The 22,323-nt window shown below is 62.9% G+C and carries 19 protein-coding genes and 1 riboswitch; of the genes, 9 read left to right on the top strand and 10 right to left on the bottom strand.

The features are described 5' to 3' along the window. Window positions 1-4 precede the first annotated feature (4 nt). Window positions 5-1,756, top strand: coding sequence for a succinate dehydrogenase flavoprotein subunit (gene sdhA, locus FEZ60_RS09710; RefSeq protein WP_033231275.1), 1,752 nt, complete (start codon window positions 5-7; stop codon window positions 1,754-1,756). Further along, window positions 1,756-2,523, top strand: a complete 768-nt coding sequence (locus FEZ60_RS09705; protein WP_033231276.1) for a succinate dehydrogenase iron-sulfur subunit — start codon at window positions 1,756-1,758, stop codon at window positions 2,521-2,523. The genes sdhA and FEZ60_RS09705 overlap by 1 nt, the downstream gene beginning before the upstream one ends. Window positions 2,524-2,581: 58 nt before the next feature. Here FEZ60_RS09705 and FEZ60_RS09700 read toward each other — a convergent pair whose 3' ends face one another. Beyond that, complete coding sequence (locus tag FEZ60_RS09700) at window positions 2,582-3,154, bottom strand: dihydrofolate reductase family protein (protein WP_045070701.1); 573 nt, start codon at window positions 3,152-3,154, stop codon at window positions 2,582-2,584. A 174-nt stretch (window positions 3,155-3,328) separates the two neighbouring features. Here FEZ60_RS09700 and FEZ60_RS09695 point away from each other — a divergent pair, with 174 nt between their 5' ends. Then, window positions 3,329-4,564, top strand: coding sequence for a D-alanyl-D-alanine carboxypeptidase family protein (locus FEZ60_RS09695; RefSeq protein WP_242484539.1), 1,236 nt, complete (start codon window positions 3,329-3,331; stop codon window positions 4,562-4,564). A 12-nt stretch (window positions 4,565-4,576) separates the two neighbouring features. Here the strand turns inward: FEZ60_RS09695 and FEZ60_RS09690 are convergent, their stop codons facing one another. Next, the gene (locus FEZ60_RS09690) at window positions 4,577-6,421 is read right to left on the bottom strand and encodes an alkyl sulfatase dimerization domain-containing protein (RefSeq protein WP_172936210.1); all 1,845 of its coding nucleotides are present in this window, start codon (window positions 6,419-6,421) and stop codon (window positions 4,577-4,579) included. A 50-nt stretch (window positions 6,422-6,471) separates the two neighbouring features. On the opposite strand from FEZ60_RS09690, the gene FEZ60_RS09685 reads away from it, so the two are divergent. From FEZ60_RS09685 to FEZ60_RS09670, 4 genes are read left to right on the top strand one after another with little or no spacing between them, the layout of a single operon-like run. Further along, the gene (locus tag FEZ60_RS09685) at window positions 6,472-6,675 is read left to right on the top strand and encodes a hypothetical protein (RefSeq protein ID WP_346343354.1); all 204 of its coding nucleotides are present in this window, start codon (window positions 6,472-6,474) and stop codon (window positions 6,673-6,675) included. Between the two features lie 36 nt (window positions 6,676-6,711). Then, on the top strand, window positions 6,712-7,908 hold the full coding sequence (locus tag FEZ60_RS09680; RefSeq protein WP_172936019.1) for an NAD-dependent epimerase/dehydratase family protein: 1,197 nt from the start codon (window positions 6,712-6,714) through the stop codon (window positions 7,906-7,908). Then, on the top strand, window positions 7,905-9,809 hold the full coding sequence (locus FEZ60_RS09675; protein WP_172936018.1) for a hypothetical protein: 1,905 nt from the start codon (window positions 7,905-7,907) through the stop codon (window positions 9,807-9,809). Before FEZ60_RS09680 ends, FEZ60_RS09675 begins: the two co-directional genes overlap by 4 nt. Then, window positions 9,806-11,638: a glycosyltransferase gene (locus FEZ60_RS09670; protein ID WP_172936017.1), complete on the top strand. Its 1,833-nt coding sequence runs from the start codon at window positions 9,806-9,808 to the stop codon at window positions 11,636-11,638. Before FEZ60_RS09675 ends, FEZ60_RS09670 begins: the two co-directional genes overlap by 4 nt. On the opposite strand, the gene yhjD is transcribed toward FEZ60_RS09670, so the two are convergent. The 7 genes from yhjD to FEZ60_RS09635 all read right to left on the bottom strand — a co-directional run bounded on the left by yhjD (window position 11,635) and on the right by FEZ60_RS09635 (window position 18,298). Further along, entirely contained in the window at window positions 11,635-12,672 is a 1,038-nt protein-coding gene (gene yhjD, locus FEZ60_RS09665) for an inner membrane protein YhjD (protein ID WP_092801442.1), read from the bottom strand. The two genes, FEZ60_RS09670 and yhjD, sit on opposite strands and share 4 nt — an antisense overlap. 59 nt (window positions 12,673-12,731) lie before the next feature. After that, window positions 12,732-13,766 carry a tryptophan--tRNA ligase gene (gene trpS / locus FEZ60_RS09660; protein WP_045070708.1) on the bottom strand — a complete coding sequence of 345 codons (1,035 nt, stop codon included), beginning with the start codon at window positions 13,764-13,766 and terminating at the stop codon, window positions 12,732-12,734. A 26-nt stretch (window positions 13,767-13,792) separates the two neighbouring features. Then, window positions 13,793-14,317: a barstar family protein gene (locus FEZ60_RS09655; protein ID WP_242484538.1), complete on the bottom strand. Its 525-nt coding sequence runs from the start codon at window positions 14,315-14,317 to the stop codon at window positions 13,793-13,795. Next, complete coding sequence (locus FEZ60_RS09650; protein WP_242484537.1) at window positions 14,317-14,838, bottom strand: ribonuclease domain-containing protein; 522 nt, start codon at window positions 14,836-14,838, stop codon at window positions 14,317-14,319. The genes FEZ60_RS09655 and FEZ60_RS09650 overlap by 1 nt, the downstream gene beginning before the upstream one ends. A 9-nt stretch (window positions 14,839-14,847) precedes the next feature. Further along, on the bottom strand, window positions 14,848-15,693 hold the full coding sequence (locus FEZ60_RS09645; RefSeq protein ID WP_045070712.1) for an exodeoxyribonuclease III: 846 nt from the start codon (window positions 15,691-15,693) through the stop codon (window positions 14,848-14,850). Between the two features lie 25 nt (window positions 15,694-15,718). Then, window positions 15,719-16,858, bottom strand: coding sequence for an MFS transporter (locus FEZ60_RS09640; RefSeq protein WP_045070713.1), 1,140 nt, complete (start codon window positions 16,856-16,858; stop codon window positions 15,719-15,721). A gap of 216 nt (window positions 16,859-17,074) precedes the next feature. After that, a complete protein-coding gene (locus tag FEZ60_RS09635) occupies window positions 17,075-18,298 on the bottom strand; it encodes an NADP-dependent isocitrate dehydrogenase (protein ID WP_033231283.1) in 1,224 nt (407 codons plus the stop codon). Between the two features lie 306 nt (window positions 18,299-18,604). Further along, a riboswitch (SAM riboswitch) is annotated at window positions 18,605-18,749 on the top strand. Window positions 18,750-18,892: 143 nt separating this feature from the next. Here FEZ60_RS09635 and FEZ60_RS09630 point away from each other — a divergent pair. After that, on the top strand, window positions 18,893-20,188 hold the full coding sequence (locus tag FEZ60_RS09630; protein ID WP_172936016.1) for a bifunctional o-acetylhomoserine/o-acetylserine sulfhydrylase: 1,296 nt from the start codon (window positions 18,893-18,895) through the stop codon (window positions 20,186-20,188). Next, the gene (locus tag FEZ60_RS09625; protein WP_095886619.1) at window positions 20,185-21,324 is read left to right on the top strand and encodes a homoserine O-acetyltransferase; all 1,140 of its coding nucleotides are present in this window, start codon (window positions 20,185-20,187) and stop codon (window positions 21,322-21,324) included. The genes FEZ60_RS09630 and FEZ60_RS09625 overlap by 4 nt, the downstream gene beginning before the upstream one ends. 4 nt (window positions 21,325-21,328) lie before the next feature. Here FEZ60_RS09625 and FEZ60_RS09620 read toward each other — a convergent pair whose 3' ends face one another. After that, a complete protein-coding gene (locus tag FEZ60_RS09620; RefSeq protein WP_172936015.1) occupies window positions 21,329-22,321 on the bottom strand; it encodes a hypothetical protein in 993 nt (330 codons plus the stop codon). Between the last annotated feature and the right edge of the window lie 2 nt (window positions 22,322-22,323).

The following is a 22,323-nucleotide window of genomic DNA, read 5'->3' as shown; positions in this document are numbered from 1 at the left end:
CTTCATGCAGGAACATCGTTATGACGTGGTCATCGTCGGTGCCGGCGGCGCCGGCATGCGTGCGGCAATCGAGGCTGGCCCCCGCGCCCGCACGGCCGTACTGACCAAGCTCTACCCCACCCGCAGCCACACCGGCGCGGCCCAGGGCGGCATGTGCGCCGCACTGGCGAACGTGGAGGAAGACAACTGGGAGTGGCACACCTTCGACACCGTCAAGGGTGGCGACTACCTCGCCGACCAGGACGCCGTCGAGATCATGGCAAAAGAAGCCATCGATGCGGTGCTCGACCTCGAGAAGATGGGCCTGCCGTTCAACCGCACGCCCGAAGGCAAGATCGACCAGCGTCGCTTCGGTGGCCACACCCGCGATCACGGCAAGGCCCCGGTTCGCCGCGCGTGCTACGCCGCCGACCGCACCGGTCACATGATCCTGCAGACGCTCTACCAGAACTGCGTCAAGCACGACGTCGAGTTCTACAACGAGTTCTACGCACTCGACATCGCCATCACCGAGACCGAGGACGGCCCGGTTGCCACCGGCGTCATCGCCTACGAACTCTCGACCGGCGAACTGCACATCTTCCACGCCAAGTCGATCATCTTCGCGACCGGCGGCTCGGGACGCATGTACAAGACGACGTCCAACGCACACACCCTCACCGGTGACGGCATGGGCATCATCTTCCGCAAGGGACTTCCCCTCGAGGACATGGAGTTCCACCAGTTCCACCCGACAGGACTCGCCGGACTCGGCATCCTGATCTCGGAAGCTGTTCGTGGTGAAGGCGGTATTCTCCGTAATGCCGACGGTGAGCGCTTCATGGAGCGCTACGCCCCCACCATCAAGGACCTCGCGCCGCGTGACATCGTCGCCCGCTCGATGGTTCTCGAAGTCCTCGAAGGCCGCGGCGCCGGCCCCAACAAGGACTACGTCTACATCGACGTGACGCACATCCCCGAGGAAGTTCTCGACGAGAAGCTCCCCGACATCATGGAGTTCTCGCGCACCTACCTCGGCGTGGACCCCGTCAAAGAGCCAGTGCCCGTCTACCCGACGTGCCACTACGTCATGGGCGGTATCCCCACCAAGATCAACGGTGAGGTTCTGCGCAACAACGACGAGGTCGTCAAGGGCCTGTACGCTGCCGGCGAATGCGCCTGCGTCTCCGTGCACGGCGCAAACCGTCTCGGCACCAACTCGCTCCTCGACATCAACGTGTTCGGCCGTCGCGCCGGCATCGCTGCCGCCGAGTACGCGAACTCCACCGAGTTCGTCGACATGCCCGAAGCCCCGGCCACCATGGTCGAGGACTGGGTCGGCGTCATCCTGTCCGATCACGGCCACGAGCGCGTTGCGGACATCCGCTCCGAACTCCAGCAGTCGATGGACAACAACGCATCCGTGTTCCGTACCGAAGAGCGCCTCACCCAGGCACTCAAGGACGTGCGTGCTCTCAAGGAGCGCTACAACCACATCACGGTTCAGGACAAGGGCAAGCGCTACAACAGCGACCTGCTCGAAGCCATCGAACTGGGCTTCCTGCTCGAAATGGCAGAGGTCACCGTCGTCGGTGCGCTCAACCGCAAGGAATCACGCGGCGGCCACGCTCGTGAGGACTTCCCGGATCGCAACGATGCCGAGTACATGAAGCACACGATGGCATACAAGGAGGGCGACGGCCTGCTCTCCGACATCCGTCTGGACTACAAGCCGGTGGTACAGACCCGCTACGAGCCGATGGAGCGTAAGTACTGATGTCTGCGCCTGCTGTAGAAGCACCAGCCCTCCCCCCGGTCCCCGAAGGCGCCGTCATGGTGACCCTCAAGATCGCGCGGATGAACCCGGAATCGGGCGACGGCCAGCACTGGGACAGCTTCCAGGTCCCAGCTCTGCCCACCGACCGCATGCTCAACCTGCTGCTGTACGTGAAGGGCTACCTCGACGGCACCCTCACGTTCCGTCGTAGCTGCGCACACGGTGTCTGCGGCTCCGACGCCATGCGCATCAACGGCGTCAACCGCCTGGCGTGCAAGATCCTGATGAAGGACATGCTCCCCAAGGACGGCAAGCCGGTCACCATCACCATCGAGCCCATTCGCGGCTTGCCGGTGGAGAAGGACCTCGTTGTCGACATGGAACCCTTCTTCGACGCGTTCCGCGCCGTGAAGCCGTTCCTCATCACCAGTGGCAACGAGCCCACTCGTGAGCGCATCCAGAGCCAGCACGACCGTGCTCGTTTCGACGACACCACCAAGTGCATCCTCTGCGCATGCTGCACCACGTCGTGCCCCGTGTACTGGAGCGACGGCAGCTACTTCGGTCCCGCTGCCATCGTGAACGCACACCGGTTCATCTTCGACAGCCGTGACGAGGCCGCTTCCGAGCGTCTCGACATCCTGAACGACAAGGACGGCGTGTGGCGCTGCCGCACGACGTTCAACTGCACCGACGCATGCCCCCGTGGCATCCAGGTGACAAAGGCGATTCAGGAAGTCAAGCGCGCGCTGCTGTTCGCTCGCTAGATCTTTCGAACAGAGAAATGCCCCTCCCGTCTTCGGGAGGGGCATTTTTTGTTGCCGGTTAAGCGACCTTCGGGTGATAGGTCAGAACTTGCACGCCGGATTCGTAGCGACGGTCCTCCACCAACTCGAGCACGATCTTGTCCTCCGATTCCGGGAACACCTTTCCACCGGACCCGAGGATGACCGGGAAAACCATCAGGCGCAGCTCGTCGACCAGGCCGGCCAACAGCAATGCGTGAACGAGAGTCCGGCTTCCCGCTACGAGGATTTCGCCGTCGATCTGTTCCTTCAGCTTCGGCACGGACTCCTCGATGGGGCCCTCGAGCGCCGTCGAGTTGTTCCATTCGAGCGGCTCTGTCGAACTTGTGACGACGTACTTCGGCATCTCGTTCATCTTGTCGGCGAAGCCTTGGTCGTCTTCACGCTCAGGCCACGCGCCGGCAAAACTCTCGTAGGTCCGGCGACCGAGCAGGAGAACGTCCGCGGCGAGGGTTTCGTCGAGTTTGAACTTCATCTGGTCGCCCTCCTGATACGGAAAGACCCAGCCTGTGTGCGCGTAGCCCGGTTCACCGCCTGGCGCCTCCATGACCATGTCCAGGGACACGAACTCCGTCACCACAATCTTGCCCATACCGATCCCCTGCCCTTGACGTTATGCACCGATCGAAAACTGACCCTTCCACTGTGGCAGACGGCACGGCGATTCGGCGGTTACGCTCAATGCGCCTACCCTCGGATAACGATGATGTGGCGTCGAGCGTGTGCAGTGGTTGTTGCCGGAACAGTGATCTCCGGAATCGGAGGAATGTCTGGAATTGCAGGTACTGCACTCGCCCAACCGGTACCACCACCGACAACGTCGGCACCGTTCACCACGCCCAATACCGACAGTTGCCCGTTCACGAGCCTGCCGGCTCCCGCTGTGGACCTCTCGGAGGTTCCCGCGCCCGGAACAACCGTGCCCGCCCCCGTGCCGGTACCGGACGAACCGGTTGGCGGGGATCGACTCGGCGGTTGCGGGGTCGTCCTGCCGGCCGGTGCGCCGCCACTGCCCGCAGATATCGCCGCCTCCGGTTGGGTAGTCGCCGACGCGGAAACCGGTGAAGTGCTCGCCGCTAAAGATCCGCACGGCCGGTACCGTCCCGCAAGCACCATCAAGATGCTTCTGGCGCTCGTCGCGCTCGACACGTTGAATCTCGATACCGTCGTCACCGCCACCGCGGAGGACGCAAACGCCGAAGGCAGCGCCGTCGGACTCGGCAAAGACGGCACCTACACCAACCGGCAGCTCATGCAGGGGCTGGTCATGGCGTCGGGCAACGACGCCGCCCACGCCCTGGCCCGTCAGCTAGGGGGTGACGACGCCGCCGTGAAGAAGATGAACGCCCTGGCCCTGGAACTCGGTGCACTCGACACCCGCACCGCGACACCCTCCGGTCTGGACGGCCCTGGAATGAGCAGCTCCCCCTACGACCTTGCGGTGATATTCCATGCGGCACTGCAGAATCCGACGTTCGCCGAGTTGATCCACACCGAGACTGTTCAATTTCCGGGCTTCCCGAAGGACCCCACGATCCCCGACGATCAGGACCGGCCAGGCTTCACCCTCGCGAACGACAACCAACTGCTCTACAACTACGACGGAGCGCTGGGCGGCAAGACGGGCTTCACCGACGACGCCCGTCATACCTACGTCGGTGCGGCCGAGCGGAACGGCCGAACCCTACTGGTCACGTTGATGGGCGGCGAAGCACAACCCATCCGTCCGTGGGAGCAGGCAGCCCGCCTTCTCGACTACGGATTCGGCCTGTCCCCCACCATGACCGTCGGAACGCTGACCGACACCTCGACCGACCGCAGCCAACCGAAGGTCACCGCCGCCACGACGCCGGGGGCACCCGCCGCAGTGTCCGCGGCCGGCACCTCCCCGGACGCCGGATTCAGCTCGACGGCACGCACTACCGTCGCCGTCTGCGGGACCGTTGTCGTCATCGGTCTGATTCTCGGGGCGATCGTGCTGAGTCGTCGACGCCGTAACTGACCTGTGCCGTGATTACGGCGTGACGATCGCAAAATCGGGGTCAGGGCTGTCGAGGTAGCTGATCAGTTCGGTCACGCTCTGCGCATTTCCGCCTGTTTGGACGGTGCCGTCGGCGATCATCTCGTCCAGACCTTTGCCTCCCAGCAGCGCGGTGAGTAGATCGGGTCGTGTCAGAGTGAAGACGGCGTCGGGGTCGGACACAGGCCCGTCGACGTCGAAATGCACCAGGACACCGTTGCGCAGCTGACTGCGGTGCACGACACCCTCGTCGCTGATGTGCCAGTCGATCGTGATGTTCGCAGACCAGGCGCTGGGCCCGTCCACCCGGAGAGCGATCGCATCGAAGGCCTGCTCGACGGTGAGCGCAGCCGAAATATCCGGCGATGCGGTGACGATCGGTGTCCCGACCGACCCGTTGCGGAGCTCGTACGCACCCATGAGGAAGAAGTTGCGCCAGGTGCCGTTTTCGGATCCGTACCCGAGCTGTTCGAGGGTGTCGGCCTGCAGCGCCTTGGCCTCGGCGTTATCAGGCTCGGCGAAGATCAGGTAGTTCAATACCTGTGCAACCCAACGGAAATCACCGCCGGCGTAGGAATCGCGGGCCTTGCGCAGCGTTTCGTCGGCGCCGCCCATGAATTCGACATGCCGTTTCGCTGATTCGACGGGAGGGTGCTCCCACAGCTTGGCCGGGTTTCCGTCGAACCAACCCATGTAGCGCTGGTAGATCGCCTTGACGTTGTGACTGACCGAACCGTAGTAGCCGTGGGTATGCCAGGCCTTGGCCACTGCCGGCGGGAGTTCGATCTCCTCGGCAATCTCGATCCCGTTGGACCCCTTGTTGATCGCCCGCAGGGTCTGATCATGCAGATACCCGTACAGGTCGCGCTGGATGGACAGGAACTCGGTGAGCCGCTCGGTTCCCCATGTCGGCCAATGATGCGAGGCGAACAGCACATCGGTGCCCTCGGCGTACCGATTGATCGATTCCGTCAAGTACTTCGCCCAGATGTGCGGGTCCCGGACGAGCGCACCTCGCAGCGTAAGCAGGTTGTGCAAGGTATGAGTGGCATTTTCAGCCATGCACAACGCTCGGCGGTCGGGAAAGAAGAAGTTCATCTCCGAGGGTGCCTCGGTACCTGGAGTGAGCTGAAACTCGATCCGAACCCCGTCCACCGTCGCGGTCTGACCGGTGTGGTCGATATCGACGGTCGGCGTGATGAGGGTCGGAGTTCCGGTCGAGGTGGTGGGACCGAGCCCGGCCCCTACTGCGCCCCGATCCCCCCGAGGCAGCGCTGCGCCGTACATGTATGCGGACCGGCGGGCCATGGCAGCTCCCGCGTACACGTTCTCGGCGACGGCATGCTCGACAAACCCCTTCGGTGCCAGGATGGGGCAACGGCCCGCGGCAACGTCCTCTTCAGTGGTGACACCTTTGACGCCGCCGAAATGATCGATATGGCAGTGGGAGTAAATCACTCCGGTCACCGGGCGATCGCCACGGTGCTCGCGGTACAACGTCAACCCGGCGGCGGCGGTTTCGGCGGAGATCAACGGATCGATGACGATCACTCCGGTATCGCCTTCGATCAGAGTCATGTTCGACAGGTCGAGGCCACGGATCTGATAGATTCCGTCGGTGACTTCGAATAGGCCCTGACGTGCGCACAACTTCGACTGACGCCACAGGCTGGGGTGGACCGTGGGTGGGCAGTCCTGCTCGAGGAACCCGAATGCGTCACTGTCCCACACCGCTTCCCCGTCCGCATCCGTCACAACCCCGGGAGTCAACGACGCGATGAAGCCCCGCTCCACATCAGCAAGATCCTGACCGTCCCCAAACGGGGAACTCCCAAACAGGTTCCCTCGCCGTCGGTGCCGCCGTCGCAGCTCTCGTCGCCACCGCGCTTCTGCATGTTCTCATCGTCTCGACGCCACGCGCGTCGAACTTCTTCGGGTGGATCGGCATGCTCGCGACGATCGCCGCCACACTGTGGCCGTTCACCGTCGCGGCGACAACAGCCTCGAAAATCGGCAGTGCAGCAATATATTTCACGATCGGGATCGCGATTGTGTCGTTACTCACCGGTGTCGCAGCATCCGCACGGACATGACGGCCGAATCCCGCTCTCGCGCATGAAAGGTGAACAATGCGAATACTGATCCTCGGCGGTGACGGATTCTGCGGTTGGCCGAGCGCGCTTCATCTTTCGGCGCACGGACATCAGGTGACGATCGCCGACAGTCTCGTTCGGCGACGAATCGACGACGAACTCGGAGTGCAGTCACTCACTCCCATTTCCCCCCTGTCAGAGCGAGTTCGGGCATGGGCCGACGTGACGGGGCACCGCATCGACGTCGTCGAATTCGATCTCGCCCGCGATTACGAGGCGTTGACGCAGTTGCTGAATACATTCCGTCCGGAGGTGATCGTGCACTTCGCCGAGCAGCGGGCGGCACCGTATTCGATGAAATCACCGGACCTCAAGCGTTACACGGTCGACAACAATCTCAATGCGACTCACAACCTGCTGGCCGCGCTCGTGCACACGGGCATCGACGCTCATGTAGTCCATCTCGGAACGATGGGTGTGTACGGGTACGAGTCGGTACCGGTGGATCTACCCGAGGGGTATCTCACCGTGACCTACCCCGACCGGAACGGGAACTCGCATACCCGCGAAATCCTCTACCCCACTGCCCCCGGAAGCGTGTATCACCTGACCAAGTCGTTGGACCAGTTGGTGTTTCAGTTCTACGCGCGCAACGACGGCGTGCGCATCACCGATCTGCATCAGGGGATCGTGTGGGGTACTCAAACCGACGAGACGAATCTCGATCCACGACTGATCAACCGCTTCGACTACGACGGCGACTTCGGGACGGTGCTCAACCGCTTTCTGGTGCAGGCCGCAGTCGGCCATCCGCTCACCGTGCACGGGACAGGAGGGCAAACGCGAGCCTTCATCAATATCCGGGACACAGTGCGCTGCATACGATTGGCCGCCGAAACCGCGGCCTCCGTCGACGGCCGGGTACGCGTGATGAACCAGGTGACCGAAACCCATAGAGTGGCTGACCTGGCGCACCTGGTTGCGCAGACGGTCGGCGCAGACATCAGTGAGGTGCCCAATCCGCGGGCCGAAGCAGACGAAAACCAGCTCAGCGCCCGCAACGACACATTGATCGGGCTGGGTCTCGAACCGACCAGATTGGCCACCGGCCTTGTGAAGGAGTCGGTCGAGATCGCCCAGAAATACACCGATCGCGTCGACGTGAGCCGAATTCCGTGCACCTCCTACTGGAACAGGAACCGGAGATCGGTGGCTACGGAGCAGGTCGAGTGAACGGCGGAGGCGAGCCCGACGACGATCGGCAAGCGCAACCTGCTGCTCCGGAATCCGGGTACTTCCGGGGTGAGCGCGGCCGGACCGTCCCACGTTCCGCGTGGTGGATCCTGGGTGTGGCATTGGCACTTCTGCTGGTCTTCGTGCTGATACGGCCGCTGTGGTTCACCCGCGACGTGGACGATACGAGCCTGGACGTTCCGGCCGATCGTCACTACACAAAATCGTTGTCGGGCGCCGGCTACGAGGACGGCGTCTGGCTCTCCGACGATTCCCCGTCGACGAGTTTTGCCGTCACCTTCCCCGCAGACTCGGCGCGCCGCGAGACTCGTCTCCGTTTGACCGGAACGACGCAAGTGGCCGAGGACAGCGTTGTCTTCTTGATCGTGAGAATGGATGGGCAGCAGGTTTACAAGAGTGAGATAGCACGAGGGAACAACGGACTCGACGTGATTGTCGATGTCCCGGAAGGACTGTCGAGCGACGGTCAGGTCCGTGTTCAGGTCCAGATCGAGGGAACCTTGGACAACCGGACGTGTACCCCTGACCATTCGGCCGGAATGCAGGTCCACCTCGATCCTGCGAGCGTGGTGGAGGCAGCCCTCACCGAGCGTGTACACACCGTACGGGATGCGGTCGTGTCGTGGGATCGTCGCCTCACCATCGTGCTTGCCGATCAGAACGACGAGTGGCGCACGACGGCGGCGCAGATGGGAATCGCATTGACCCGCGCCGGGTACGAGGTGACCTTTTCGGATGAAGTTCCGAGTTCTGATGCGCAGAATGCGTTGCTCATCGGCCCCGCCGAGAGGCTAGCCGACCTCGGTTGGTCCACGTCCGGTGAGACCGACGCAAGCGACGGTATCGCGCTCGGTACAGTCGACGACTCTGCTGTCATCGGAGTGCTCGCGCCAAGCGGAGCCCTGATCTCGCGATTCCTCACCCTCCCCGAAGTAGCCACCGCCGATTCGGATCGGAGCGATCCACGGGCGCTCGACACTTCACCGGCTGTCGGCACCGAGGTCGGCGTGAATACGCTTGGCGCAGACACCTCCGCCACGAACATTGCCGACACCCACCGATGGCGGATCGGCTACTCGCTTGCCGACTTGCCCGGCGGCCTTCTGCCGCAATCGATTCGGGTGGCGATGGCGCTCCCTGCCTCGCCCGACGATCTCACCTGGATTCTCAACGTCCAACTCAACGGGCAACTGGTCGACAGTCGCAGGCTCGACGGGCAGTCGACACAGGCCGTCGTCTCCTTGCCCGCGGCGGCGCAACTGCTGGAGAACACCCTGACTCTGACCGTCCAACGCGACCGCGACCTCGGCGGCTGCGACGTGCGCGTGACCACCTATCCCATACAACTCCAGCCCACCTCGGCACTCCTTCTCGGTGACGATCTCGGGACGGGATTCACGGCGCTCCCGCGGGCGCTGGCCCCTGGGTTTGCCGTCTACTGGCCGGACTCCGCGAAAACAAGTGCAGTCGACGAACTCAATTCCGCCATTCCAACTCTGACGAAATTCATTCCGGCTCACTACGATCCGGAGTTCTTCTGGAATTCTGCTCCGGCGCCGGGCAGACCGTTCGTGCTGATCGGACAAAGCCCGGAAGTGAACCCGCCGGTACGGATCGAGGACGGCCGCATTCGCTCGGGATCCGCCGACCCCGCACTGGACATCACCGCGTTCGATGACGGAATGATCGTCGAAACAGCCACCAGCACAACAGGTGCCGGCGGCTTGGTCATCGAGTACGTCGGGAAGCCCGGGACCATACCCGTGCCGGACTTCGGCAGCGAATCCGCTCGAGTCGTCACGTCGCAGGGCAGTTTTGTGGTCAATACCGACGGCACCACCGCTCCCAACTCCCCCGCGCGGGTGATCGCACCCCGATGACCGACGTCAAGCACGATCCACACGAGGCCGGAGCGGTCATCGACCACTTCCGGTCGGTCGACAGCGCGCCGGCGGACTATGCCGTCGATCGCCCGTCGAGCGGAACAAACGGATTCCTGGTGACGTTCGCAGGACTGTCGATCATCGCCATGTGCATCCGAACATTTCTGGTTCATTCCGGTCTCGTCCACCTACCACGAGACCTGGTCATCCTGTCAGACGGGCGAGGAACCGTCGTCTTCCCGCTGCGACTGTTTCTCGTGATGTTCTTCCTGACCTACGCAATCCATGCCTACTCGAACATCTGGCGAAGGGTCTTCATCGGAGTGTCCCTGCTGGGCAAGTACGCACTGTTCTGCATCGTCATCGATACTCTCGCGTGGCTACTCCACGAGGCCGGGATCATCTCGATCTCCGTGTTCGGAGCCCAGATGATCTCGGGGCTGATCGCTCTGGGCATCTTCCCGCACACCATCCTGCGGCAAGCTCAACTGCCACCCCAAGGCCCACTGCCCCTCGACCCGCGAATACCCCTGAGCGCCTTCCTCAAGCTGGCGGGTTGCCTGGTATTCGCGATCGCGGGTGCAGCGATCGCACTCAACGTCCTCTACGACCTCGTCGAAGTCCTGAAAAGCTGGGCGATACTCGGCGGTATCGGCGCGGGTGTGTTCCTGATGCAACAGCTCCTGGCAGTCTCGACGGCAGCGCTGGGCGTACGGGCACTGAAAAAGTCACGCCGCCATGAGTTCTCGCCGCCCGCAGCAATTCTCGTTCCCGCCCACAACGAGGCCCACGACATCGAGGACACCATCGTCGCCGTCGACGAGGCCGCCCAGACCTATCCCGGACAAATCCATCTCTACGTCGTCGACAATGCCTCCACCGACGCCACACACGATGTCGCCGAACGGATCATCCGCGAGTGCACCAACATCACCGGCACCGTGCTCGACTGCCCGACCCCGGGGAAAGCCATTGCACTGAACCTGGGAATCGAGCACATCACGGAAGAGTTCGTCGTACGCATCGACGCAGACACGGTAATCGGGCCGCGCTGCCTCGAGACCGCGATGCGCCACTTCGCCAACCCGCTTGTCGGCTGCGTCGGCGGGATACCGATGCCCCGCGAGGAAAGAACCTGGATCGACAAATGCCGATTGATCGAGGTGTACATGCGCCACGGCTTCTTCCAGGTGTCCCTCGACGGCTACCAAGGCGTCATGGGCATTCCCGGCATGTTCGCCATCTACCGCCGGAGTCAACTGCTCGAAGTCGGCGGCATCGTGCAAGGAATGAACGGGGAAGACACCGACATCTGCATGCGACTGGCCGCCGCCGGCTATCACAGCGTGGCCGATCCGAGCGCCGTGTACTACAGCGAAACCCCCGCCTCTTACGCCCATTTACGTGAACAGCGAACACGATGGTTCCGCAGTATCTACCACCTCACCGCACGCAATCGCGCGATTCTGTTCGACCGACAAACGATGATCGGCACCTTCGTGCTTCCGTTCAACTTGGTCAACGCTGCCCGACGCGCGATGCTCGCGCCACTGCTCCTCTTCGCCACAATCGCCGGATTGGCGTTCCAATCGACGTTCACGACCCTGCAATGGCAGCCCATCGTGGCCACCTTGTTGGGGATGTCGATGATCATGACCGTCGTCGTCTGTTTGATCTGGCGTCCGAGTTCGGTGAAGTACATTCCGGCGTACCTCTGTTTCCGACTACTACGCAGCTACTTCACTCTGGCATCCACACTCAGCCTGATCTATCCACCGATGCACCCACATCTCCCCCGAACACTGCTACGCCAGAAGCGTGCCTAGCGATTCTTTCTGCGCACGAGCCCCGACAGTCCGAGACCCGCCAAAGCGCCCGTTCCGATCAATGCCGCTGCGCGTGACGGTGACATCCCTTCGCTGACGACAACCCGCGGCGCGATGATTGCCGGATCGGGCGGCGGAATGTAGGCCAGTGCCATGCTTTTCTTGGTCGTCGCAGCCCAGGCGGTGCAGAACAGCAGCATGCGCGAAGCGGTGAACACGAATACGAGCAAACCGATAATCGGCCCGAATGCGACGCCGGCCGGGCCACTACTGACCGCCGAAAGATAGATCGCACCAACCTGTTTGAACACTTCGAATACGAGAGCCGCCATCAGTGCCGCACTGGCGGCGCTGCGTAGATTCACCGGTTCACGGGGCAATCGTGCGATCACCCACAGGAACACCGCCCAGGTTGCCAGGATCGACAGCACCGTCGACAAGACTCGCAGTCCGACGCCGACGCCGGTGATGTTCTCGAGGTTGAGCCACACGACAACCTGACGCGCTACCGGCCCACTGCTGAGCGCCGACATGCCGAGTGAAATAACCAAGGCTGCGCCCAGACCGAGCAGTGCCCCGATATCGCCGACTTTGGTTCTGACAAATCCTTTGGAGTCACGCTTGCTCTCCCACATCGCGGTGAGCGCGTCGCGGACATTGGCCATCCAGCCGAGACCCGCGTACGACGCGACAAGAAGGCCGACCGCACCAACACTGGCGCGAGAGTCGATTGCCGAGTCGATCAAGCTGTTGATGGTGTCACCGAGGCTGCCGGGGATGGATTTGGTGATCTCTTCCTGAATCGAAGTCAGGTATTCGGGGTGGCCGGCCAACACGAAACCGGCCACCGCGAACGCAACCATCATGATCGGAATCAAAGCGAGGACGCTGAAGTACGTGATCCCGGCGGCGTAGTAGTCGCCCTTCTGGTTCTGGAATCGCATACCCGCTCGAACAAGGTGATCGAGCCACGGCCGCGCTGCCCGCTGCTTGTCGAGAAAGCTCGGCTCCTCTACGACAACTGATTCAGCCACAGATGTCCCCCTATTTCTGTATCGACCTGTTTCGTGTCAGCCCTTCACTTGCGCCGTGCTCAGCCCTTGGGCGGCAGGAACCCGACCTTCTCGTACACGGTCGCAAGCGTGCGGGACGAGACCTCACGGGCCCGGTGCGCGCCGGCGGCAATGATGCGATCCAGTTCGGCCTCGTCGGCAAGATAGCCGTCGACCTTGGCCTTGAGCGGAGTCACGAACTGCGCCAACACGTCCGCAGTATCAGTCTTGAGATCGCCGTACCCCTTGCCTTCGTAGCCCGCGACCAAGGTCTCGATCGGTACACCGGACAGGGCCGACTGAATGGTGAGCAGGTTGCTGACACCAGGCTTGGCCTGCGGGTCGAAGCGGATCTCACGCTCGTTGTCGGTGACTGCCGACTTGATCTTCTTGGCCGACACCTTGGGATCGTCGAGCAAATTGATCAGACCGGCGTCGCTCGCTGCCGACTTGCTCATCTTCGACGTCGGGTCCTGCAGGTCGTAGATCTTGGCGGTGCCCTTGATGATCTGGGGTTCAGGAACGACAAACGACTTGCCGTAGCGCGAGTTGAAGCGGTTCGCGAGGTCGCGGGCAAGCTCGAGGTGCTGACGCTGATCCTCACCGACCGGAACGCGCTGCGGGCGGTACAGCAAGATGTCGGCGGCCATCAGAACCGGATAGGTGAACAGCCCGACACTGGCGTTGTCACTGCCTTGCTTGGACGACTTGTCCTTGAACTGCGTCATGCGGCTGGCCTCGCCGAAACCGGTGATGCAATTCAGGACCCACGCAAGCTGAGCATGCTCGGGAACCTGGCTCTGGACGAAGATCGTTGCGCGGTCGGGGTCGATTCCGATTGCAAGTAGCTGCGCCACGGCAACCTTGGTGCGTCGACGCAGTTCCTTGGGGTCCTGCGTCACGGTGATGGCATGCAAGTCCGGGACGAAGTAGAAAGCGTCGAACTCGTCCTGCAGCCCCACCCACTGCTGCAATGCGCCCAGATAGTTACCGAGGTGGAAGGAATCCGACGTCGGCTGGATACCGGAAAGCACGCGAGGCTTTGCCGTGGGCTTCTGTTCTGCAGGAGTCGACATGCTTCCGATCTTTCCACGCGGGCGATTCAGAGAGTGTGTGTGGTCTGAGTGTGCGCGGTCTCCGGGTAGCGGAGCACCGTGAGTTCCGACGCAAAGGTTTCTTCGGAACCCGAGCCGAACTGGTACGCGGTACCGAACGTGGTGGGCGCCCATTCCTCGGCGTAGAAATCCATCGACTCCCGGAACCACGGCAACTGATCAGGTTCGCCGCGCAGCAACAGCTCAGCCTCTCGAACCAGAACGACAAACCCGGCGCCGAGGCCGAGTACGTCGTCGAGGTCACGCATGACGTCGTCGAAGGCGTCCTTGTTGCGCCCGAAATGTGACGGAAACTGAAATGCTGCCGCAAACTCGTCGAAGACCTGCGCCGTGGTCTGCATGTGCGATCCGCGAACCGTGCGGACAACAAGATCACGCATCCGGAGATCACGCGCCAACTCGTCCAGAAGTGCCGGTTCACCCGACACCGCCACCGACGAGACGCCGGATTCCGGGTCGAGCCACCGATCGACACCGACAGTTTCGTGATCAGGCATCAGCGAACTATCCATCAGCGAATCCTTGTGAAGGTCTCGTAGTGATCGAGGGTGTACCACGCGGAACCGTCGTTTCCGGTGACGATCCGCTCGGCATCACGGCCCTGACCACTCTTCTTCGGATTGACGTCCCACTCCTGATAGACAACGCGGCCACCGCCGGCGCCGACTGCCGGCAACCTGCCCTCGCTGTTACGGAAGGTAACGCCGCCCTTGGTTCCCACCGCATTCGCGGAGTCCGGCCACCGTCCGGCGTCGATCTCGACCAACGTGGCGAGTACCCGCGCAGGCGCATCGCTGCTCACCGGCTTCTGGGCCGACGTCGACTGCGCCGCCTTGGTGGTCGCCCCGGGCTTGACCTGAGTTGATGTCATCGCCGAACTCGACGTGGTCGAGGTCGCCGAGCCGGCCGTTGCCGAACTGTCGGAGTCTTGCGACGACAGCACCATCGCCAGCACAACCGCGACCACTGCAACGACGACGGTGCCTAAGGCCTTGAGTGTCTTCGCGCTCGGCATCTTCGAGCCTTCGGGCATGCGATTGCCTTACCGGTAGGAGACGGTGACGGGAGCGTGATCTGACCAACGCAGATCGTAGGATTCCGCGCGTTCGATCAACCCTGCCTTGGCGCGCTCGGCAAACGCTCGGGTCGCCACCTGGTAGTCGATGCGCCAACCGGAGTCGTTGTCGAATGCCTTACCGCGGTACGACCACCACGAGTACGGTCCTTCGACGCCCGGATGCAATGCCCGGAACACGTCGACCCACGGGGACTCGTCCGCAAACAGGACGTCCATCCACTCACGCTCGCTGGGCAGGAAGCCGGAGGACTTCTTGTTTCCCTTCCAGTTCTTCAGGTCGGCTTCGTTGTGCGCGATGTTCCAGTCACCACTGACCACAACGTGTCGCCCGGCCGTCTCGGCTGCGGCAGCGGTGACCGCGAGGTGAGCCGCGAACGAACTCATGAACCGTTCTTTCGCCTCTTGCTTCGGGGTCAGAGCCTCCCCGGTCGGCAGGTAGAGACTTGCCACCGTGAGGTCGGCAAAATCCGCTTCGATGTAGCGTCCGGCGTCCTGAAATTCGTCGTCACCGAAACCGATACGGACGGCATCGGCTTCGACCCGGGACAGGACTGCGACGCCGTTGCGGCCTTTCGCCGACGGCTCGGCCGAAACGAGGAACCAGCCGTTCGACAGAGCGGGTTCGAGAGTCTCGTGCAACTGCTTGTCGGATGCTCGGGTTTCTTGAAGACAGATGAAATCCGCGTCGGTCTTCTCGAGCCATTCGGTCATACCCTTGCGGGCTGCGGCGCGAATGCCGTTGACGTTCACCGACGTGATCGTGTGAGGCGCGAGAATATGAGAGTCAGCTGTTTGTGGCACGGCAAGCACCGTAGCCGATGATGCCGACGTGTTCTCAGTTCGCGGCTCTACGCTGCAGGATCACCGCAACCACCAGGACACCGAGTCCCGCGACGGCGAGGAGCGAACCGACGGCGGCGGGCGCTGTGTAACCGAAACCGGCGGCGATCACTACCCCACCGATCCAGGCGCCGAACGCGTTCGCGATGTTGAGGGCGGCGTGGTTGAGCGACGCTGCCAAGGTCTGGGCGTCCTCGGCAACGTCCATCAAGCGGGTCTGCAGCCCCGGAACCATGGACGCACCGGCCAGCCCGATGAGGAAGACGAAGAGCAACGCCGTATACGGGTTGCGAACGGCGAGAACAAAGATCGCGAGAATGATCGCCAGCGACGCCATCGATACGAACAGGCCCTTCATGAGCGCCCGGTCAGCGAGGTAGCCACCGACGAAGTTGCCGGCCACCATGCCCAGCCCGTAGAGCATGAGCGCCAGCGGAACAAACGACGCACCCAGACCGGACACGTCGGTCAACGTCGTGCTGATGTACGTGTACACGGCAAACATGCCGCCGAATCCGACCATGCCGACGATCAGAGTCATCCACACCTGGATGCGGCCCAGCGCCTTGAGTTCGGTGATCGGGTTGGTGATCGGCATAGCGTCGAGGCGCGGGATCCAGACGAGCAGCGACGCCACGGTGACGGCACCGATGACTGCGACCAGTGCGAATGCACTCCGCCATCCCACGGTCTGCCCGAGCCACGCGGCAGCCGGCACACCGACGACGTTGGCAACGGAAAGACCCATCATCACCATGGCAACGGCTTTGGCACGTTTACCCGGTTCAGCCAGATGCGCCGCAACGAGGGCGGCAACACCGAAGTAGGCACCGTGCGGCAACCCGGCGACAAACCGGGCGAGCATCAGCGTGGTGTACGACGGCGCGAACACCGACGCGGCATTGCCCACCGTGAACGCGATCATGAGCGCGATCAACAATGTGCGCCGCGGGATCCGAGCAGTCAGGGCCGCGATGAGCGGCGCACCGACCACAACGCCGAGCGCATAGGCGGAGATGACATGACCGGCGGTGGGCTCGGATACGCCCAGCCCGGTTGCCATCTCCGGCAGGAGACCCATCGCCACGAACTCGGTGGTGCCGATTCCGAATCCGCCGAGCGCCAACGCGAGCATCGCCGGGCCTCTGGCAGAGCGAACCCCGGATGTCGGGGCGTCAGGGCGGGAAAGGGTAGACGAAGTCACTGGTCAATTGTGGTCGCACCCTTGGTTGAACTTCCAAGTGAGAGCAGGTGAGTTCGCTCACGTGAGACCGCAGGCACAGAGCAGACACAAATGGGACGCCCGGAGTGCCCGGGCGTCCCATCTGAAAGTGAAGCTGTGGAACTTTTACTACTTGGCTGCCATCGACTTCTGCAGGTTCACGTCGAGCGCACCGAGGAATTCTTCGGTGGTCAGGTAACCCTGGTCGCCGCCGACCAGCATCGAGAGGTCCTTGGTCATCTGGCCGCTTTCGACGGTCTTGATGACAACGTCTTCGAGCTGCTGCGCGAAGCCGATGACCTCAGGGGTGTTGTCGAGCTTGCCACGGTGCTCGAGCCCACGGGTCCACGCGAAGATGGACGCGATCGGGTTGGTCGAGGTGGGCTTGCCCTGCTGGTGCTGACGGTAGTGACGCGTGACGGTGCCGTGAGCAGCCTCTGCCTCACAGGTCTTTCCGTCCGGTGTCAGGAGAACCGACGTCATGAGGCCGAGCGAGCCGAAGCCCTGAGCCACGGTGTCGGACTGGACGTCGCCGTCGTAGTTCTTGCATGCCCAGACGTAGCCGCCCTCCCACTTGAGTGCGGAAGCGACCATGTCGTCGATGAGGCGGTGCTCGTAGGTCAGACCTGCGGCATCGAACTCAGCCTTGAACTCGGTCTCGTAGACGTGCTGGAAGATGTCCTTGAAGGCACCGTCGTACGCCTTGAGAATGGTGTTCTTGGTGGACAGGTACACCGGGTAGTTCTGCTGCAGTCCGTAGGTGAGCGACGCGCGAGCGAAGTCACGGATGGACGTGGTGAAGTTGTACTGCCCCTGGACGACGCCGCCCTCTTCGGGGAAGTTGACCAGTTCGTGCTCGATCGGTGCGCTTCCGTCCTCAGGCGTGTAGGTGATCATCACCTTGCCGGGGCCGGGGACCTTGAAGTCTGTGGCGCGGTACTGGTCACCGAATGCGTGACGGCCGATGATGATCGGCTTGGTCCAGCCCGGGACGAGTCGCGGAACGTTCGAGATGATGATCGGTGCGCGGAAGATCGTGCCGCCGAGAATGTTGCGGATCGTTCCGTTCGGGGAACGCCACATCTTCTTGAGACCGAATTCCTCGACACGAGCCTCGTCCGGCGTGATGGTGGCGCACTTGACGCCCACGCCGTGCTTCTGGATCGCGTGTGCGGCGTCGATGGTGACCTGGTCATCCGTCTCGTCGCGGTACTCGATACCGAGGTCGTAGTACTCGAGGTTCACATCGAGGTACGGGTGGATCAACTTGTCTTTGATGAACTGCCAGATAATGCGTGTCATCTCGTCGCCGTCGAGTTCGACGACGGTGCCCTCAACCTTTATTTTGGACATGGGTGCTTCGCGTCCTCCTAGGAAGTTTCCCCTGGTTACACGGTTGCGGTCACACTTTGTGAGTGAGTCCGCGAACGGTTCGATTATCAAACCTAGACTGTGTGGACTGATCCCGGGAGATGAGTCCCAAACAAGACAAGCGTACTGCTAACGCTGGGGGCCGCAACCGGCAGCCCCTCCTCCGAGTCACTACTCACCGGTAACTTTTGCCTGCTAGTGGGCACCGTCGCGTCGAATGGCGACTGGTGACGCCGCACACTTCGACCCGCGTCATCCTTCGGCTTCACTCCCGGTAGAATTCAGCTCGGTCATGAGTACCAGCGTCAAGCCCCGGCTCGCTGGACGGCAACCCTCCAACCGCGGTGGGGTGCCCCGGGTGATGACCAGGTCGCCTCGAGGCGAAACTGCGCAATTGCAGCTTCACCGGATTTCCAGGCGACAAGCGCGGGTCCGACAGGGACGGACCCCAGACCGGGCCGAGCCCCACGGAGGTTTTTCAGTATGTGTCGCACTTGTAGATAGACCCCAGCACGGGGCGGCGATCATTCGCCCCCGTCCGACAGCTATCCGTCAGACCACTGGAGTACACAAATCATGACCGACATCTCAGCTAACTGGTCCTTCGAGACCAAGCAGGTCCACGCCGGACAAACCGCAGACACCGCCACCAACGCGCGCGCACTGCCGATCTACCAGACCACCAGCTACGTCTTCGACAGCACCGACCACGCCGCCGCGCTGTTCGGCCTTGCTGAGCCGGGCAACATCTACACGCGCATCATGAATCCAACGCAGGACGCCGTCGAGCAGCGCATTGCTGCACTCGAAGGCGGTGTCGCGGCACTCCTCCTGTCCTCGGGTCAGGCCGCCGAAACCCTCGCGATCCTCAACATCGCGGAGGCCGGAGACCACATCGTCGCCAGCCCCTACCTGTACGGCGGCACGTACAACCTCCTGCACTACACGCTTCGCAAGCTCGGCATCGAAGTCACGTTCGTCGAGGATCCCGACAAGCTCGACCACTGGCGCGAAGCCATCCGCCCCAACACCAAGGCCTTCTTCGGCGAAACCATCGCCAATCCCAAGAACCACATCCTCGACATCCCCGGGATCTCAGCGGTGGCTCATGAGCACGGCCTCCCCCTGATCGTCGACAACACCGTCGCGACGCCGTACTTGCTCCGCCCCCTCGAACACGGCGCCGACATCGTGCTGCACTCCGCCACCAAATATCTCGGCGGACACGGCACGGCCATCGCCGGCGTCATCGTCGACGGCGGCACTTTCGACTGGACGCAAGGCAGACACACCAACTTCACCACCCCCGATCCGAGCTACCACGGCGTCACGTTCGCCGACCTCGGCGCACCCGCCTACGCTCTCAAGGCGCGTGTACAACTCCTGCGCGACCTCGGCTCCGCCGTCGCACCGTTCAACGCGTTCCTCATCGCCCAGGGCATCGAAACCTTGAGCCTGCGCATCGAGCGCCACGTCTCCAACGCCCAGCAGGTGGCCGAATTCCTCGAAGGCCACACCGCCGTCGCGTCCGTCTCCTACGCCGGACTCCCCTCCTCACCGTGGTACGAACGCGGAAAGCAGCTGACCCCCAAGGGAACCGGCGCCATCGTCACCTTCGAACTGCCCGGCGGCATCGATGCCGGCAAGAAGTTTGTCAACGCCCTTACTCTGCACAGCCACGTCGCCAACATCGGTGACGTCCGCTCCCTCGTCATCCACCCCGCCTCCACCACTCACGCCCAGCTCACCCCCGAGGAACAACTCGCAGCCGGCGTCACCCCCGGTCTCGTTCGCCTCGCCGTCGGAATCGAAGGCATCGCCGACATCCTCGCCGACCTCGAAACCGGCCTCACCGCGGCGGCAACGTCTTGACCGTCAACGAAGCTCAGACAGCGGTCGCGGATATCCTGCCGCCGCCGGACGGCCGAGTCGGAACCGTCGACATCGGCTCGCTGCAACTCGAGAACGGCGCCGTGCTGCCGTCGGTATCGCTTGCGGTTCAACGGTGGGGCGAGCTGTCCCCGAACCGCGACAACGTCGTGCTCGTGGAACATGCCCTGACCGGGGACTCACACGTCACCGGTCCGGCGTCCGAAAATCAGCCGTCACCCGGTTGGTGGAACGGAATGGTCGGCCCGGGCGAACCTGTCGACACGGGCGAATGGTGTGTCATTGCGACCAATGTTCTGGGCGGTTGTCGTGGCACCACCGGCCCGAGTTCCCTTGCCGAGGACGGCAAACCGTGGGGTAGCCGGTTTCCGGGCATCTCCATTCGCGATCAGGTCGCAGCCGAGAAGAAGCTGATCGACCTGCTCGGCATCGATCGACTGGCTTCGGTAGTCGGCGGCTCCATGGGCGGTATGCGCACCCTCGAATGGGCTGTGTCGTACCCCGAGAATCTGAACTCCGCATTGGTACTGGCTACGGGTTCACGCGCGACAGCCGATCAAATCGGTACACAGACAACACAAATCGCCGCCATCATGTCCGACCCCGATTGGCAGGGCGGCAATTACCACGGAACCGGGCGCACACCCCGGGCTGGACTCGGCATCGCGAGGCGCATTGCGCACCTCACCTACCGCGCCGAATCGGAACTCGACACACGTTTCGAGAACACCGCCCAGGGAAATGAAAACCCCTGGAACGGTGGACGATACGCGGTTCAAAGCTATCTGGAACATCAGGCAGACAAGCTCGTGTCGCGTTTTGATCCCAGCACCTACGTGCTGTTGACCGAGGCTATGAACCGTCACGACATCGGCCGCGGACGCGGTGGTGTCGCAGCGGCTTTGGCGTCCATCACCGTGCCGGTCGTTGTCGGTGGAGTCGATTCCGATCGTCTCTACCCGCTGCGCCTGCAGGAAGAGATCGCCGCCGGAATCCCGACGTGCACCGGCCTCGAAATCCTGAATTCCAAGGACGGGCACGACGGGTTCCTCACCGAAGCCGACGCTGTAGCAAAACTGTTGCGCCGCACAATGGAATTGGCGCGCACGACGCGCTGAGCATTCAGCTTCCGGTCAGACTTCCGAGCGAACCGGTCGACGCCGTCTGCGCGCCGAGGGCTATCGAGTGATAGGCCCCGGCCGCGACGGCGGTATATCCGTCTCCGGTCGGGACACCGCCCAGTTGCCCGTTCTCGTTGTTACCCCAGGCAGTGATCGTGCCGTCGGCAGACAGCGCCACCGAATGGCGGAAGCCGCCGGCGATCGCGGTGAACCCACCGCCGGTCGGAGCACCGGTGCGCTGCCCGTACTCGTTGCTGCCCCAGATCACGATGTGACCGTCGGCGGTCAACGCGAGGGAATGGTCCTCGCCCGCAGCGATCGCGGTGAACCCACCCTCGGTCGGTAGCCCGTCGCGCTGCCCTTCGGCACTGCCGCCCCACATGGTGATGTGGCCGTCGGTCGTGAGCGCCAGCGAATGGAAGTTACCGGCGGCGATCGCGGTGAAACCGCCATCGGTCGGGACATCGGCCCGCTGCCCGTACTCCTCGCTGCCCCAGTCCACGATTGTTCCTTCAGGAGTCAACGCCAACCCGTGGTAAGTACCGGCAGCAATCCTGGTGAACCCACCACGTGCCGGGAGATCGTCCTGTTGCCCGAATTCGGAACTTCCCCACGCAGCAATGTGTCCGTCGGCAGTAAGCGCTACCGCGTGGTCCTCACCCGCCGCGATCGCGGTGAAACCACCACCGGTCGGAACTCCGTCACGCTCTCCCCACGCGCTGTGTCCCCACGCGGTGATGTGGCCATCGGTGGTCAACGCCACCGAATGATGGTCGCCGGCGGCAATCGCGGCGATGCTGCCCCGAGTCGGGACGCCGTCGCGCTGATTGTCGTCGGCCCCGCCCCACATGGTGACGCCGCCAGGACTCGTAACGGGAACACCTACCGGCGCGGCGGCGGCACCCGTTGCGGTGGCAAGTGCCAGCACTCCCACACCGACAGCAGCGACGAGCGGTCGAAAGTGCCTACCTGAGAGATTTATTCGTCGCTTCATTG

The sequence above is a fragment of the Rhodococcus sp. MS16 genome (assembly GCF_013277795.1).
Classification (GTDB): Bacteria; Actinomycetota; Actinomycetes; order Mycobacteriales; family Mycobacteriaceae; genus Rhodococcus_F; species Rhodococcus_F globerula.
Note: the sequence above shows the minus strand (reverse complement) of the source record. Positions and strands in the feature narration are given on the sequence as shown.